The organism is Xanthobacter variabilis (assembly GCF_043831965.2).
Taxonomy (GTDB): Bacteria; Pseudomonadota; Alphaproteobacteria; order Rhizobiales; family Xanthobacteraceae; genus Xanthobacter.
On the sequence record NZ_CM195533.1, the window covers coordinates 1,922,694 to 1,937,913 of the forward strand.

Consider the following 15,220-nt stretch of genomic DNA (forward strand, 5'->3'; position numbering starts at 1 on the left):
GTGCGAGCCTAGAACGAGTGGCTCAGGTGAAAGACGGGCGCGTGGCGAGATTGTGCTCGCCACTGAGCCACGGCGGGTTCTCCGCATACATCTCCTGGATCAGGTCCTTGACGAGATTGATCTGGACCGAGTTGTCACCGACCCTGTGATACAGGATCACCGGCGAGTTCGTCCGCTCGCCTTCCAGCAGCCGGTAATGCACATCCGACCGCATCTGTTGTGCGGATGAGGGAATGATGCACAGGCCCGCCTCCGCGGCGACCAGCCCCAAAGCGGTCTGGAGTTCACGAACCTCCTGCACCTCCGCCGGCCGGGCGCCGTGGCCATGCAGCAGGTTGAGCACATGGTCCGCGTATCCCGGCCGCGGCTCCTTGGGATAAACGATGACCCGCTCACCCGTCAGGGCGCCGACCGGCAGGGGGCCGTGTTCCTGCGCGAGGGGGGTGCCCTTGGGGATCGCCACCACCAGGCGCTCTTCCCGCAGAACAATACCCACGACACTCGCGTCCGCGTGATGCATGCGGCCGAAGCCGATGTCGATGCGCCCTTCCTTCAGCGCCGGAATCTGCTGCACGGAGGCCATTTCCAGCACCTGGATCTCAGTCTCCGGCGCCCGTTGGCGCAGCTTGCGCACCAGCGACGGCAGTCCGCCGTAAAGGGTGGAGGCCACGAAGCCGATGGACAGCACACTGTTCTGGTTTAGCCCCACGCGTCGCGTCGCCGCTCGCATTTGCTCGACGCGCCCGAGAACCTGCAGCGACTGCTCGTAGAACAAGCGGCCGGCTTCTGTCAGGCGCACGGGCCGGCTGTTGCGGATGAGAAGGGCCACGCCCAGCTCTTCCTCCAACGACTGGATCTGTCGGCTCAAAGGCGGCTGGGCGATGTTCAGCAGCTGAGCCGCGCGCGTGAAGCTGCGCTCGCGAGCGACGGCAGTGAAGTAGCGAAGCTGGCGAAGATCCATGGCCGCAGCCCTCCCTTGGCATAAAAGTTTCCATCGATTTTGGTATGTTGCGTCGCGGCAAGGCACAGAATATCGTTATTTTTTCGTCTTTCATACCTTATACGCATAATTGGAAACGTAAAAGGTTTTGGACGTCCGGCCGGTCCCCGTCGCAAGGTGTTCCCATGAGCGCCACCTTTGCACACGTCATCTCCACAGCTTCGCCCCTCGGCCCCGTGGTCGAGCGGGTGGAGACCATGCTCGTCGACCTGCCGACCATCCGGCCGCACAAGTTGTCGGTCGCGACCATGAACGGCCAGACCCTGATGCTGGTGAAGATTCACTGCAGCGACGGGATCGTCGGCATCGGCGAGGGGACCACGATCGGCGGGCTGGCCTATGGCGGCGAGAGCCCCGAAGGCATGAAGCTTGCCATCGACACCTATTTCGCACCCCTGATGGTGGGGCAGGATGCCACCGCGGTGCGCGCGCTCACTGCGCGCATCGGCAAGATGATCAAGGAAAACCGCTTCGCGAAATGCGCGGTGGAAACCGCCCTGCTCGACGCCCACGGCAAGCGGCTCGGCCTGCCGATCAGCGAGCTGCTGGGCGGTCGGCTCCGCAATCGCCTCCCCGTGGCCTGGACCCTTGCATCCGGCGATACCGGCAAGGATATCGCGGAGGCGGAAAAGATGCTGGGGCTCCGCCGGCACAATATCTTCAAACTAAAGATCGGTGCGCGCACGCCCAGCGCCGACGTGGCCCATGTGGCGGCCATCAAGCGCGCTTTGGGCAGCCGCGGTGCGGTGCGCGTCGACGTCAACATGGCCTGGAGCGAAGCCCAGGCGGCTTACGGCATGGCGGCGTTGGCTGATGCCGGTTGCGAGCTGGTCGAACAGCCGGTCGCCTCCGCCTCGGCGCTGGGGCGGCTGGTGCGGCGCTTTCCGGTGGCGCTGATGGCGGACGAGTCCCTGCACGGGCCGGAGACGGCATTCGAAATCGCCAAGACCGCCGGCGCCGATGTGTTTGCCGTCAAGATCGAGCAGAGCGGCGGGTTGTTCAATGCGCAGCGTGTGGCGGCCATCGCCGATGCAGCGGGCATCGGCCTTTATGGCGGAACGATGCTGGAAGGCGCGGTGGGCACCATCGCTTCGGCCCAGCTCTTCTCCACTTTCGCCAATCTGCAATGGGGCACCGAACTGTTCGGCCCCCTGCTCCTGACCGAGGAAATCCTGGCCCAGCCGCTCGACTATAGCGACTTCGAGCTGACGGTTCCGCGTGGGCCGGGGCTCGGCATCGAGCTTGATGACGACCGCGTGGCATTCTTTAGCCGCGACAAGATCCGCACCGCCACCAGCGTGGCTCTTTGACGACCAGAACAAGAAGGCCAACGAGCCGCGCACACCAGATGCGGGTGAAACTCTGAGGGGCTTGTGCTGCAGGTCCCCCATCCCGCCACCGGTTGAAGCGCTCCATTTAGGGAGGGAAAGCCATGTCCGCCATCGCTGAAAAACCCGCCGATCTCGACGATCTGCTGGCAAACGCCGTGCAGGACGACAAGGAAGCCGGTGTCTTCCGCTGCCGCCGCGATATCTTCACGAATGAAGAGCTCTTCGAGCTGGAGATGAAGCACATCTTCGAGAGCAATTGGGTCTACCTTGCTCACGAAAGCCAGATCCCCGAGAAGGGCGATTATTACACCACCTATATCGGCCGCCAGCCGGTGGTCGTCACCCGCGACAAGGCCGGCGAGCTCCACGCGCTTATCAATGCCTGTTCCCATCGCGGCGCCATGCTGTGCCGGCGCAAGCACGGCAGCAAGAGCACGTTCACCTGCCCCTTCCACGGCTGGAGCTTCTCCAACACCGGCAAGCTGCTCAAGGTGAAGGACGAGAAGACCACCCAATATCCGCCCCAGTTCGGTCAGAACGGATCTCACGATCTCAAGCGCGTGCCGCGTTTTGTGAACTATCGTGGCTTCCTGTTCGCCAGCCTGAAGGAGGATGTCTCCTCGATCGAGGATCATCTCGGCGAAACGAAGACCATCATCGACCACATCGTCAGCCAGGCTCCGAATGGGCTCGAAGTGGTGCGCGGCAACTCGTCCTACATCTATGACGGCAATTGGAAGCTGCAGATGGAGAACGGCTGCGACGGTTATCACGTCAGCTCCGTTCACTGGAACTATGCGGCCACCATGGGACGCCGCAAGGAAGAGGGTACCAAGGCGGTCGACGCCAATGGCTGGAGCCGTTCCGTCGCCGGCGTCTACGGGTTCGAGAATGGCCACATCCTTTTGTGGACCAACACCATGAATCCCGAGGTCCGCCCTGTTTATGGACATCGCGACGAGATCGCCGCCCGCGTCGGCGCGGACAAAGCGGACTTCATCGTCAACCAGACCCGCAATCTGTGCATCTATCCCAATGTCTTCCTGATGGACCAGTTCAGCACGCAGATCCGCGTGACCCGCCCCATCAGCGTCGACAAGACCGAGATCAGCATTTTCTGCTTCGCTCCCAAGGGCGAAAGCGCGCAGGACCGGGCCACCCGCATTCGCCAATACGAGGATTTCTTCAATGTGTCCGGCATGGGCACGGCCGATGACCTTGAAGAATTCCGCGCCTGCCAGGCGGGCTATGCCGGCATCGCCGCGCCCTGGAACGATCTGTCCCGTGGCGCACCTTTGTGGATCGAGGGGCCCGACGACAATGCCAGGCGCATGGGCCTTCATCCGCTGCTGTCCGGCGAGCGCAGCGAGGACGAAGGACTGTTCGTTCGTCAGCACGAATACTGGGCCAAGGTGATGCGCGACGCGCTCTCCGCAGAGAAGAACTGAGCAGACCGATGAGCATCTCCTCCGAAGCCGCTCAGGCCCTTTTCTATCGCGAAGCCCGGCTGCTGGATGATCGCGCCTGGGATGAATGGCTCGCCTGCTATGCGCCGGACGTCACCTATTGGATGCCGGCGTGGGACGACGATGACAAGCTCACGGAAGATCCGCAATCGCAGATCTCCCTGATCTACTATCCTAACCGCGACGGCCTTGAGGATCGGGTCTTCCGCATCAAGACCGAGCGCTCCAGCGCCTCCATGCCGGAACCGCGCACGAGTCATTACGTCAGTAACGTCGAACTGCTCGCGACGCGGAGCGAGGAGGCGGATTTTCGCTACAATTTCCTCACCCTGAGCCACCGGTACAAGGTCACTGACCAGTTCTTCGGTACTGCATTCGTGACCTTGCGTGACGTCGCCGGCCAACTGCTCATTTCAAACAAGAAGATCGTCCTCAAGAACGACTACATCCGCCAGGTTATCGACATCTATCACGTGTGATGGGTGTCGCTGCGGAGCTAGGGAGTGTTCCATGTCCAGCTACAGGATCGCACTGAATTTCGAAGACGGGGTGACCCGTTTTATCGACTGTAAAGCCGGTGAAAAGGTGCTCGACGCGGCCTTCCGTGCCAAGATCAATCTGCCGATGGACTGCTCCGACGGCGTCTGCGGCACCTGCAAGTGCCGCGCGGAAAGCGGCACTTACGATCTCGGCACCGATTATATCGAGGACGCGCTGACCGAGGACGAGGCCGCAGAGGGGCTGGTGCTGACCTGCCAGATGACCCCCTCGAGCGACTGCGTCATCAACGTCCCCGTGAGCTCGCTCGTCTGCAAGACCGGGCAGGAGACCTTCTCAACCACGGTCGCCCAGGTGACCCGTCATAACGACTCCGCGATCGTGCTCGATCTGGACCTTCCCCCCAGCGCGCCTGCGCTGGCCTTTCTGCCGGGCCAATATGTCAATATCGACGTTCCCGGTACGGGCCGCAGCCGTTCCTATTCCTTCTCCTCGGCCCCCGGCGACCAGCAGATCTCCTTTCTGATCAAGATGATCCCAGGCGGGGTGATGAGCGGCTGGCTGGCCGAAGCAAAGCCCGGCGACAAGCTGAACCTGACCGGACCGTTCGGGAGCTTTTATCTGCGAGAGGTGCAGCGGCCGCTTCTCATGCTCGCCGGCGGTACTGGCCTTGCGCCTTTTTTGTCGATGCTCGAGGTGCTCGCCCGCGGCGGCTCCCAGCAGAAGATCCACCTCATCTACGGCGTGACGCGTGATATTGATCTCGTCCTGGCGGACGCCGTGGAGGCTTATACCGCGCGGCTGGCGAACTTCAGCTTCACTACGGTGGTGGCGGACGAGTCCTCGCAACATCCGCGCAAGGGCTGGGTGACGCAATACATGCCGGAAGACATGCTCCGCACGGCCCACCCCGACGTCTATCTGTGCGGCCCCCCGCCCATGGTGGATGCGGTGCGGCAATATTTTGATGCCAACGGCGTCGAGCCGAACAGCTTTTACTATGAAAAATTCACGCCGAATGTGCCGCTGAAGGAAAGCGCATAGCGCGCAAGATCTACGGCGATAAGAACCTCAAAATACAAAAATGCAAAAACCCTCCGGGGAGGAAACCATGAAAAAAATCGATGTGACCGAGGTGGTCGATTCCGTCCCCTTTGGGGGATTCCAGTGGATGGTGGCCATCGTCTGCGGCGCGCTGCTGGTCGTCGATGGCTATGACGTCTTCGTCGCAGGCACGGTCTTGCCGGCGCTCATGAAGGAATGGGGGCTCAGCAAGCCAGAGGCTGGCGCCCTTCAGGCCTGGGCCCTGTTCGGGATGATGTTCGGTGCCCTCATCTTCGGTCCGCTAGCGGACAAGATCGGGCGCAAGAAGGGCATTGCCATCAGCTTCCTGCTGTTCACTTTGTCGACGCTCCTGGCCGGCTTCGCCAATTCTCCGACTGAATTCGCGATGTTCCGGTTCGTGGCCGGCCTCGGTTGCGGCGGCCTGATGCCGAATGCCGTGGCGCTGATGAACGAATACGCGCCCAAGCGTCTACGCAGCACCATGGTGGCCGTGATGTTCTCGGGCTATTCAGTGGGTGGCATGGTTGCAGCGGGCCTCGGCATCAGCCTGATCCCGCAATTCGGCTGGAAGTCGATGTTCTTCATTGCGGCATTTCCGCTTGCGATGATTCCCCTTATCTTGTGGAAGCTGCCTGAATCTCTGGGCTTCCTGATCCGCCAGGGCAAGCAGGACGAGGCTCGCCGGATCTATGCCCGCATCGCACCGTCCCAGGGCCTCGACGCCAATGACGAGCTGGTTTTCACTGAAACCAAGGGCGTCTCGGCCTCGGTGGTGGAACTCTTCCGCCATCATCGGGCGGTGAGCACCCTGATGTTGTGGGCGTCGTTCTTCTGCTGCCTGCTGCTGGTCTACCTGCTCTCGTCCTGGCTGCCCAAGGTATTGCAGGAAGTGGGATATGCCGAGAAGGCGAGCCTTTTGAGCCTGTTCTCGCTCAATTTCGGCGGCATGCTCGGTGCCATCCTCGGCGGTCGGCTGGGGGATCAGTTCGGCCTGCCGAAGGTGGTGGTGGGCTTCTTCGCCGCTGCCTCGGTCTCCATCGCACTCATCGGGTTCGGGCTGCCGCCGGCACTGCTGTTCTTCATGGTCTTCATCGCCGGCGCCACGACCATCGGCACGCAGATCCTGCTCTATGCCAGCGTAGCGCAGCTCTACAATCTATCAGTGCGGTCCACGGGCCTCGGCTGGGCGTCGGGCGTCGGGCGCATCGGTGCCATCGTGGGGCCGACGCTGGGCGGGGTGCTTCTGGCGCAGGAGCTGCCGCTGCAGCAGAATTTCTTGATCTTCGCCATTCCCGCGGTGCTCTCCACGCTCGCCATGCTGGTGTTCGCCGCCAGCAATGCCCGCCGTGCCGCCGCCTTGCAGGTGGTCCCGGCATAGCGCCGTAGCAGGGGCGCGGAGGTCCTCCGCGCCCGGAGCGCGGCGACGCCTGAGGGCGGCGAGCCGGATGGGGCGAGAGCGGGGCGAGCAGCCACGATCAAAGGATCGAATTCGCATAGATCAACAGGAGAAATGGCAGCAATGCTTTTCCATGTGAGAATGGACGTGAACATCCCGCTCGACATGCCGGAGGAGGTGGCAGCGCAGCTGAAGCAGCGTGAAAAGGCCTATTCGCAAGAGCTTCAGCGCAGCGGCGCATGGCGTCATATCTGGCGCATCGCGGGCGAATACGCGAACTACAGTATATTCGATGTAGAAAGCAATTCAGCGCTGCATGAGATCCTCACGGGTCTGCCGCTGTTTCCCTACATGAAGATTCTGGTGACGCCGCTCTGTCGCCACGCCTCGTCGGTCCGCGATGACGACACCTGAAAAACTGAAATAAACACCCGGGGCTTTGCGTGGCTTTTCTCAAGCCGTACCGTCAAAAAGGAAGTGGAGGAAACAACAGATGAGCGTTAATATTTTCAGTGGTAAAGAGGTTCAGGATTTCCTGCGCGTGGTGGCCAATCTCGACGGCGCCGGTGGCAACGCGCGGGCGAAGCTGGTGGTGCACCGCATCCTGTCCGACCTGTTCAAGATGATCGAAGATCTTGACCTGACGCCGGACGAGATCTGGACGGGCATTAATTACATCAACAAGCTCGGCGCCGACGGCGAAGCCGCGCTGCTGGCGGCCGGCGTCGGCCTGGAGCACTATATCGACATGCGCCTCGATGCCGAGGACAAGGCTCTCGGTATCTCCGGGGGCACGCCGCGCACCATCGAAGGCCCGCTCTATGTGGCCGGCGCGCCGGTGATGGAAGGCAAGGCCCGCCTCGACAAAAACCCTGATCCGGATACCGTGCCGCTGCACATCCATGGCAGGGTCACCGGGCCGGATGGTGCTCCGGTCGCTGGAGCGCTTGTCGAAATCTGGCACTCCGATTCCAAGGGCTTCTACTCGCACTTCGATCCCACCGGCCGGCAGAGCGAGTTCAACCTGCGCGGTGCGATCCGAACCGCGGCGGACGGCACGTACGAAGTTCTGACCAGGATGCCGGCGTCCTATGGTTGCCCGCCTTCGGGGGCGACCCAGACCCTGTTGAACCAGCTCAACCGCCACGGCAATCGCCCGGCGCATGTGCACTACTTCGTCACCACGGACAAGTTCCGCAAGCTGACGACGCAGTTCAATATCGAGGGCGATCCGTTGACCTGGGACGACTTTGCCTTCGCCACCCGCGAAGGGCTGGTGCCGCACGTGGTGGACAAGAATGACGGCCGTGCGGTCGGCTTCGACGAGGACGCCTATCGGGACATCGAGTTCAACATCGAATTGACGGCTCTGGTCGGCGGCAAGGACAACCAAGTCGTCGAGCGCGCCCGCGCGGCGGCCTGAGCGTGATCCGGCGGCAGCGCTCTTAGCTGCCGCCGATCTCGTCGGGGCCACCCAAACGCGGTCGCCGGCTGGCCTGGGTCATCAGGCGCGGCTGAGCGACCGGAACGATGTTGCCGCAATAATCGAAAGCCATGGCATGTCCGAAGACGCATTTCTCGCATTGCCGAGCCACAGGCTGCACTATCGCATCGATGGCGACGCGGCGAACCGGGCCTTGCCCTGGATCTTGTTCTGCAACTCGCTCGGCACCGACCTGCGGATGTGGGACCCGCAGGCGGCGGCGATGGCTGGGCGTTTTCGGGTGCTGCGCTATGACTGTCGCGGTCACGGCCAATCGGGCACCCCACCCGGCCCCTATTCCATTGGCGATCTGGGCGGAGATGCATTGGCGCTGCTGGACGCTCTGAAGATCGAGCGCGCCCATTTCTGCGGCTTGTCCATCGGTGGCCTCACCGGCCAATGGTTGGGCCTCCACGCGGGAGACCGGCTCGGCAAGATTGTGCTGTGCGCGACAGCAGCGAAGATCGGCGATGCCGAGGGCTGGGCGGCGCGCATCGCCGCCGTGAAGACGAGCGGCCTCGCGCCCCTGGTGCCGGCCACCGCCGAGCGATGGTTCACACCTCGATTCAATGCGGAGCACGCGGCGCTCACCGCAGGCATTCTGGAGACGTTCACGAAAGTCGATCCCAAGGGCTATAACGGCTGCTGCGCGGCCCTGGCGGAAGCGGACCTGCGGCCTGAGATCGGCGCGATTTGCAATCCTGTCCTCGCCATTTCCGGCGACGACGATCCCGTGTGCCCCCCATCAGATCTCCAAGACATCGCCGACCACGTCCAGAGCGGCTGTCACCTCTCGCTGCCGGGACGGCACATCGTCAATTTGGAATCGGCGCGGGCGTTCAACGAGGCGCTGCTCGAATTCCTGCAGGATTGAGGAGCCGGCCATGAGCGCACGAAGCGGGGACGAGGCCCGGCGGGATATCCTGGCCATATTGCCCGGCCGGGCGCATGACCTTGCCCGTTTGCAGGAGCTGGCACAGGACGGCGAGCCTATCGTTACGGTCATCGGCAAGTACAACCATGGCAAAAGCCGCCTGTTGAATGAGCTGGTGAGCCGCGACGTCTTTGTCGTGGCCGACAAACGCCAGACCACCACATTGTCCCAACACCTCAGCCATGGCGTGCGCTGGCTCGACGCCCCGGGGCTGGACGCGGACGTGGCCAATGAGGATGATCGGCAGGCCCTGCAAGCCGCATGGCTGAAATCGGATATTCGCCTGTTCGTGCACACCGCCAAGCAAGGTGAGCTGGACGAGACGGAACGGCGCTTGCTGGAGGAGCTGTGTGCGGATGAGCAGCGCACGCGGCGCCAGGTTCTGTTCGTGCTCTCTCAGATCGACCAGCTGGCTGATGACGGCGAGCTCGCGAGCGTGCTTCAGGCCCTCACGATTCAGGTGCCGCATATCGCCCCGCACGTCGTCTCGGCGACGCGCCATCGCCATGGCGTCGAGGCTGGCAAGACGCTGCTGGTTGAAAAGAGCGGGATGCCGTCCCTTCGCACGGCGCTGGATGAGGCCCTGGCCCGCGTGCCGGCGGCGAGATCCCACGAAACCGGCCTGCTTTTCACCGAGATTCGCGAAGAGCTACAGCAGCTTTCCGTGCGTCGGGAGCAGGAGTTGGCCGCACTGCGGCAGAAGCAGCAGCGCCTGCTGCAGAACTTCAAAGAAGGGCTCGATGCCGTGTTCGCGAAGGTCGGGCGAGAGATCGAGGAGGTCGTGAATGCACCCATTCCCGATTATGCCCTGATCCCCGATACCGCGCAGGACAAGTACAAGACGACTGAGGCTAAGCTGGAGCGGGCGCGCATCCAGATCGGCTATTCCCGCGCCTGCATCCAGATCGACAGTTTCCTTATCGGCCAGGGGGTGAGCGGTCTGCCGAAGGAACAGCAGACAGCCGCCGGCAGCCTCAACACCGTGATGGTTGCGGTGATGGGTGTATCAGTGAAATTCCGCAATGATCTGCGCCGCATGTTCTGCGAAGCCCCGGGCCGGGAGAGGCTGCAGGGAGAATTCACTCGATATTTCGAGCTGTCGGAAGCCAGCACCGTCCTGAGGGCGAAAATCGCCTTGAGCGAGATCGAGCTGAAGGCGATGGAGCGTGCAGTCATGGCCTTAGAGACTCTGGAAACCGGCGCATGAAAGCGGACACAAACCACGAATACCGCTTCATGTCTGAGGTCGACGCCCTCGACTTCTTCGAGCAGGATCTGGAAGCGATCCTGCGAAAACTGACCGATCGATTTGGCCACTTGACCCGTGACCTGGACACCGCCGGCTTGAACCGCGATGGCCTGCGGGACGGCAGCACGCTCGCCCGGCAGGCCGATGCCGTCAATCGTCTGTTGAAGGACAGCATAGCCGCCTGGGCAGGGCAATGGGTGGATCTGCAGCCGGCCCAGGCACTGGCCCACGCCTTTGAGGATCATGCCATCCTGCTGGTGTTCGGCACGTTCAACGCGGGCAAAAGCTCGTTCTGCAATTTCCTGGCGGAGCGTTTCGCGGCCGAGGGCAAGGCCGTGGGCTATTTCCACCTCGACGACGGGCGCATCGTGGACACGCAAGAGCCCTTCAGGGAGGGCGCGACCGAAACCACCGCGCGGCTCCAGGGGGTGCGCCTAGGGGCAAAGCTGCTGCTGCTGGACACGCCCGGGCTGCACTCGGTGACGCCGGACAATGCGGAGCTGACCCAGCGCTTCACGGATAGTGCCGACTGTGTGCTGTGGCTCACAAGCTCGGCCGCGCCGGGCCAGGTGCAGGAACTGGAGGACCTGGGCCGCGAGCTGGCACGCACTAAGCCACTGCTGCCGGTGGTGACGCGCAGTGACCTTTATGAGGAAGACGAGATCGACGGCGCATTGGTCAAAGGCCTGCGAAACAAGACGCCGCAGAACCGGGCGCAGCAGGAGGCCGACGTCACGGCGCGGGCGCAGGACAAGCTTGCCGCGATGCGGGTGGGCGCCGCCCAGCTGAAGCTGCCAGTGTCCATTTCGGTGCACATGGCGCGGTCGTACGGGCAGACCTCGATGGGAATGGAAGAGGCCGGGTTCGAGCGTCTCTACGCCGCGTTGCTCGCCATTGTCGAGCCGGCGCTCGCCTATAAGCGCCGCAAGCCCGCCGAAACCTTGTTGCACCACCAGGAAGAGCATGTGCTGGGCACGCTGCGCGCCCGCCTCCTGCCATTGCTGGAGACCCTGAATGCGGAGGCCCGATTGGCTCTCGAGCGGCTCGCCGAGCAGCAGGAGCGAATAATTGCATCGGTGTGGCGCGAGGTGGTTCCGGTCCTGGCGCAGCTGCTGGAACGGCACGCGGACACGCGCGCGGTCGACAGGGTGTGCGAGGACCTGTCTCAATCCCTGCGGCTCGCCTGTATCCAGGCCGAAAAGGAGCATATTGCGGATTACCTGCCGGCCTCGTTCCAAGGGCCCGCGCCCATCATTCTCGACGATGGGCTCGGCTTCGACGAACTGTTGGTCGAAGAGGGAGAGCTGCGCCAGGTGGTGGGCGTGGATTATGCGCGCCTTTATGCCGGGCTGGAGAAACAGCTCAGTCGCCTTGTCTTGGAACGGGTCGACGCGCGGATCGAGCAATGCCGGGCAACGATCTTGGCATTGATGAACGCCGTTGCACATCTGGCGGGCATCGTGCCCGCGTATGAGCGAGACTTGCGCACATTGAAAACCGTGCTGCGTGTGAATGCCGGTTGAGACGAAGACGCTGCGCTGCCGGTTAGCGCTCCTGCGGGCTCGCCTACGGCTATCACGTGGGCAGGAGCCGCCCGAAACAAAAATCGCTGAAAGCGCGCAGCTTCGGTGAGTAGTGGGGACTTTGGGGCGAGACCAGCCGGAACCTCTCCTCCGGCGCAAGATCATCGAGCAACGTGATGAGCTTGCCACTACCCAGGCGGTCGCCCGTCCAAATGCTCCTGAAATGCGGCGAAATCGCCACCGTTCCCAGTCGCTAGACCCACCGACGCCACTGTCGAAAATCCCGGAGCCACCTCTTGACGTCTTCTCGGGTATCGAATCGAATGAAGGCGATATCTATAAGGGAGCATGACGGATCGTAGTCATATGATAGCGAGCGTCTTTCTAGCCGCCGGACTGCTTGCGTCGTGCTTTTCCATCAATGCCCTTGCGGAGGACACGAAAGCGCGGGATGCCGTCAAGGAATTCGACAAGCATACGCCCTATGTGCGCGGCCAGTTCGCGGATTCCGATATGGATCGCACCTCGGGGTCGGTGGTGCTGGGTGCGATCAGCAACGGCGGTGCCGAGGCCGGAGAGGTCCATCACACCGCCGGCAATATCAAGACGGAGACGTCGCCAGCTGGCAGGAGGAATGGCTGAAAACCGCAGCGCGCGTGGAGGCGCGCGGCTTGAAGTCGCTCTCCGAGGGCCGCACGCGCAGCACCCGCCAGCAGCTCCTGCGCGCTTCCAATTATTATCGCTTCGCTATCCTTGGAATGATGTCGGACGATCCGCAGATGCGCGCAAATGGAGATAAACTATACGATCTCGCTGAGCGAGCCGGCGAAATCGTCGATACAGCGCATGAGTCTTTCGAAATTCCCTTCGAGGGCGCCAGGATGCCTGGATATTTCCCCAGGGCGGCGAATGATGTCCAGCCGCACAAGACGCTGCTCATGCTTGGTGGCGGCGAGACCTTCGGCGAAGACCTGATCTTCTACATCATCCCCCAGGCGATCGAGCGCGGTTACAATTTCATGCCCCTCGACCTGCCGGGACTGGGGATGCTGCCGCTGGTGGCCAGAACGTTTCGCCCGGCGATGAACCCGCCCATCGCCAAGGCGGTCGACATCCTCGTCGCCCGCAAGGATATCGACACCTCGAAACTGGCGGTCTTCGGCGGTTCGGGCGGTGGCGGCTTCGCCCACCGGGCCGCCGAGCAGGATCCGCGCATCAAGTCGGTGGCGATGAGCTCGTGCGTGGTCGACGTCGAGCGCTGTTGGCGGCCATGACCCCGATGGCCACCACCACTGCCGAGAGGCTCGAAACCTCTACCGGCTTCCACGGCAATAAGGTGAAGCTCGTCGCCTGGCGGTGGGGCGTGCCGATGGACGATGTGCCGGGGCTGGCCGCGGCCAACAAGGGCTTCACCTTCGAGCCGGCCAAGGTGAAGGTGCCGGCTCTGTCGGTGATCGGCGAAGACGAACACCAGAACCCGGAAACCTGGCGCCAGCAGGCGGTTCGCATGGAAGAGCTGGCCATCCCAACAAGGAGCTGGTTGGTGACGCCGCTCAATGAAGGCGCCGCCAACCATGTGATGATGGAGAACCGCAGGCTGATGGCACAAGTGGTGTTCGACTGGCTCGACGACGTCTTCAAGAAATGACGCCGATGGGAACGTCCGTCCCAGCGGCAGGACCTCGTTCGCTCCTTGCCTCTTGCCTCGCCGCATGGCTGGCGCTCGGCGGGCCGGCGCCGGCCGGTAACGACGGAGCGCCGACAGTCCGCCTTGACAGTGGCGTGGTGTCGGGGCGTGCAGAGGATGGGATCAACACCTTTCTCGGCATCCCCTATGCCGCTCCCCCGGTTGGCAATCGGCGCTGGAGTGCGCCGCAGCAGCCGGATGCGTGGACCGCCCCCCGCGCTGCCACCGCTTTCGGCCCGGCCTGCCCACAGACCGGACTTCTGGAAAAGCAGGCGAGTGAAGATTGCCTCACCCTCAATGTTTGGACTCCCGATGCCTCAGGCGCGGTGAAACTGCCCGTGATGGTGTGGATCCACGGCGGCGGCTTCAATTTCGGCGCGTCATTCCAGCCGGAATATCACGGGGCCAACCTTGCCCGCCGGGGCGTGGTGGTGGTGACAATCAACTATCGCCTGGGACCGCTCGGCTTCTTTCCCCATCCTGCGCTCGCCAATGGACCTGCCCCCGAGGCCTCCGGAAACTTCGGGCTGCTCGACCAGATCGCAGCGCTCCAATGGGTGAGCCGCAACATTACCGCGTTCGGCGGTGATCCCGGCAATGTCACCGTGTTCGGCCAGTCCGCTGGCTCGCGCTCCGTGTCACTCCTCACCCTGAGTGGACCGGCAGCGGGGCTGTTCCAGCGCGCCATAGCCGAGAGCGGCGGGCCGATCATCGGCTCGGAATTTCTCAATCCGACATTCAACGGCGACAAGGCTGCGGTCGCGGCCATGAGCAAGGCCCTGAGCGCCCGGCTGGGCTGCACTGACGCGAAAGACGAGCTGGCCTGCCTGCGCGCCAAACCGCCGATGGAGGTGGTGACGGCGGCGGACTGCAAAACCGGCCTTTTCGATACCGGCCTGTTTTTCGCCCCGGTATTCGACGGCACGGTGCTGCCCGACGACCCCGCGGCGGCGGCGCTGGATCCTGCGCGTCCACATGTGCCGATGATCGTCGGCTCGACCGGAGACGAGGGCACCACCTACCTGCGCGGCGAAAAGCACCTGACGCTTCAGCGCTATCGGGCCTTCATGACCGCCCGCTTCGCCGACCGTGCGGATGCAGCTCTCGAGGCGTTCCCGGCGGCGGGCGATGGCGAGGTTCATGCCGCCATCAACCATTTCATTTCAGTGGCGGTCAACGCCGTGCCGGCGCGTTTCATGGCGCGGGCGCTGGAGCGCACGGGAAGCCGCGCCTACCTCTACCGCTTCACCCGCAAGCCCGATACGGCGCGGGCGCGCGAGCTTGGCGCTTTTCATGGGGTCGATCTCGCTTATGTCTTCGGCAACATGGCGGACGGCGAAGGTTATACGAGCCTCGATCTGGCGCGTTCCGACCAGATGATGGCCTATTGGGTCAATTTCGCCCGAACCGGCGACCCCAACGGGCCGGGCCTGCCGAGCTGGCCGGCCTATGAGGCGGCAGGCGATCGCAGTCTCGACTTTGCCGATGAAATCCGTGTCGAGCAGGGGCTGTACAAGGCGCAGGGCGACTTCATCGACAGCGTGTCGCGCTTCGGCCTGACGCGATGATCACAGGAAGGTCTTACTTG

General features: G+C 63.1%; 15 protein-coding genes. 14 read left to right on the top strand and 1 reads right to left on the bottom strand.

Annotated elements, in window-relative coordinates; genetic code table 11:
• Window positions 1–22 precede the first annotated feature (22 nt).
• Entirely contained in the window at window positions 23–961 is a 939-nt protein-coding gene (locus V5F26_RS08365; protein ID WP_234051404.1) for a LysR family transcriptional regulator, read from the bottom strand.
• A 164-nt stretch (window positions 962–1,125) separates the two neighbouring features.
• On the opposite strand from V5F26_RS08365, the gene V5F26_RS08370 reads away from it, so the two are divergent.
• The 14 genes from V5F26_RS08370 to V5F26_RS08435 all read left to right on the top strand — a co-directional run bounded on the left by V5F26_RS08370 (window position 1,126) and on the right by V5F26_RS08435 (window position 15,200).
• Entirely contained in the window at window positions 1,126–2,310 is a 1,185-nt protein-coding gene (locus V5F26_RS08370) for a muconate/chloromuconate family cycloisomerase (protein WP_394947517.1), read from the top strand.
• A gap of 122 nt (window positions 2,311–2,432) precedes the next feature.
• A complete protein-coding gene (locus tag V5F26_RS08375) occupies window positions 2,433–3,779 on the top strand; it encodes a Rieske 2Fe-2S domain-containing protein (RefSeq protein ID WP_394947516.1) in 1,347 nt (448 codons plus the stop codon).
• Window positions 3,780–3,787: 8 nt separating this feature from the next.
• Window positions 3,788–4,276: a benzoate 1,2-dioxygenase small subunit gene (benB, locus tag V5F26_RS08380; RefSeq protein WP_234051400.1), complete on the top strand. Its 489-nt coding sequence runs from the start codon at window positions 3,788–3,790 to the stop codon at window positions 4,274–4,276.
• A 31-nt stretch (window positions 4,277–4,307) separates the two neighbouring features.
• On the top strand, window positions 4,308–5,339 hold the full coding sequence (gene benC, locus V5F26_RS08385) for a benzoate 1,2-dioxygenase electron transfer component BenC (RefSeq protein ID WP_394947515.1): 1,032 nt from the start codon (window positions 4,308–4,310) through the stop codon (window positions 5,337–5,339).
• 67 nt (window positions 5,340–5,406) lie between these two features.
• Window positions 5,407–6,738, top strand: coding sequence for an MFS transporter (locus V5F26_RS08390; RefSeq protein WP_394947514.1), 1,332 nt, complete (start codon window positions 5,407–5,409; stop codon window positions 6,736–6,738).
• Between the two features lie 141 nt (window positions 6,739–6,879).
• Window positions 6,880–7,170 (top strand): muconolactone Delta-isomerase, encoded by a 291-nt coding sequence (catC, locus tag V5F26_RS08395; protein ID WP_394947513.1) that lies wholly within the window; start codon window positions 6,880–6,882, stop codon window positions 7,168–7,170.
• 79 nt (window positions 7,171–7,249) lie between these two features.
• Window positions 7,250–8,179 (top strand): catechol 1,2-dioxygenase, encoded by a 930-nt coding sequence (gene catA, locus V5F26_RS08400; protein WP_394054823.1) that lies wholly within the window; start codon window positions 7,250–7,252, stop codon window positions 8,177–8,179.
• A gap of 136 nt (window positions 8,180–8,315) precedes the next feature.
• Window positions 8,316–9,113, top strand: a complete 798-nt coding sequence (gene pcaD, locus V5F26_RS08405) for a 3-oxoadipate enol-lactonase (protein ID WP_394947512.1) — start codon at window positions 8,316–8,318, stop codon at window positions 9,111–9,113.
• A 10-nt stretch (window positions 9,114–9,123) separates the two neighbouring features.
• Window positions 9,124–10,380, top strand: a complete 1,257-nt coding sequence (locus V5F26_RS08410; protein WP_394947511.1) for a GTPase — start codon at window positions 9,124–9,126, stop codon at window positions 10,378–10,380.
• Entirely contained in the window at window positions 10,377–11,945 is a 1,569-nt protein-coding gene (locus V5F26_RS08415) for a GTPase (RefSeq protein ID WP_394947510.1), read from the top strand. Before V5F26_RS08410 ends, V5F26_RS08415 begins: the two co-directional genes overlap by 4 nt.
• A 348-nt stretch (window positions 11,946–12,293) precedes the next feature.
• Window positions 12,294–12,587 (top strand): hypothetical protein, encoded by a 294-nt coding sequence (locus V5F26_RS08420; protein WP_509210549.1) that lies wholly within the window; start codon window positions 12,294–12,296, stop codon window positions 12,585–12,587.
• A 29-nt stretch (window positions 12,588–12,616) separates the two neighbouring features.
• Window positions 12,617–13,219, top strand: a complete 603-nt coding sequence (locus V5F26_RS08425) for an alpha/beta hydrolase (RefSeq protein ID WP_394947508.1) — start codon at window positions 12,617–12,619, stop codon at window positions 13,217–13,219.
• Window positions 13,207–13,593 carry a hypothetical protein gene (locus V5F26_RS08430; protein WP_394947507.1) on the top strand — a complete coding sequence of 129 codons (387 nt, stop codon included), beginning with the start codon at window positions 13,207–13,209 and terminating at the stop codon, window positions 13,591–13,593. The genes V5F26_RS08425 and V5F26_RS08430 overlap by 13 nt, the downstream gene beginning before the upstream one ends.
• Before the next feature lie 5 nt (window positions 13,594–13,598).
• The gene (locus V5F26_RS08435; protein ID WP_509210550.1) at window positions 13,599–15,200 is read left to right on the top strand and encodes a carboxylesterase family protein; all 1,602 of its coding nucleotides are present in this window, start codon (window positions 13,599–13,601) and stop codon (window positions 15,198–15,200) included.
• Window positions 15,201–15,220: the final 20 nt, after the last annotated feature.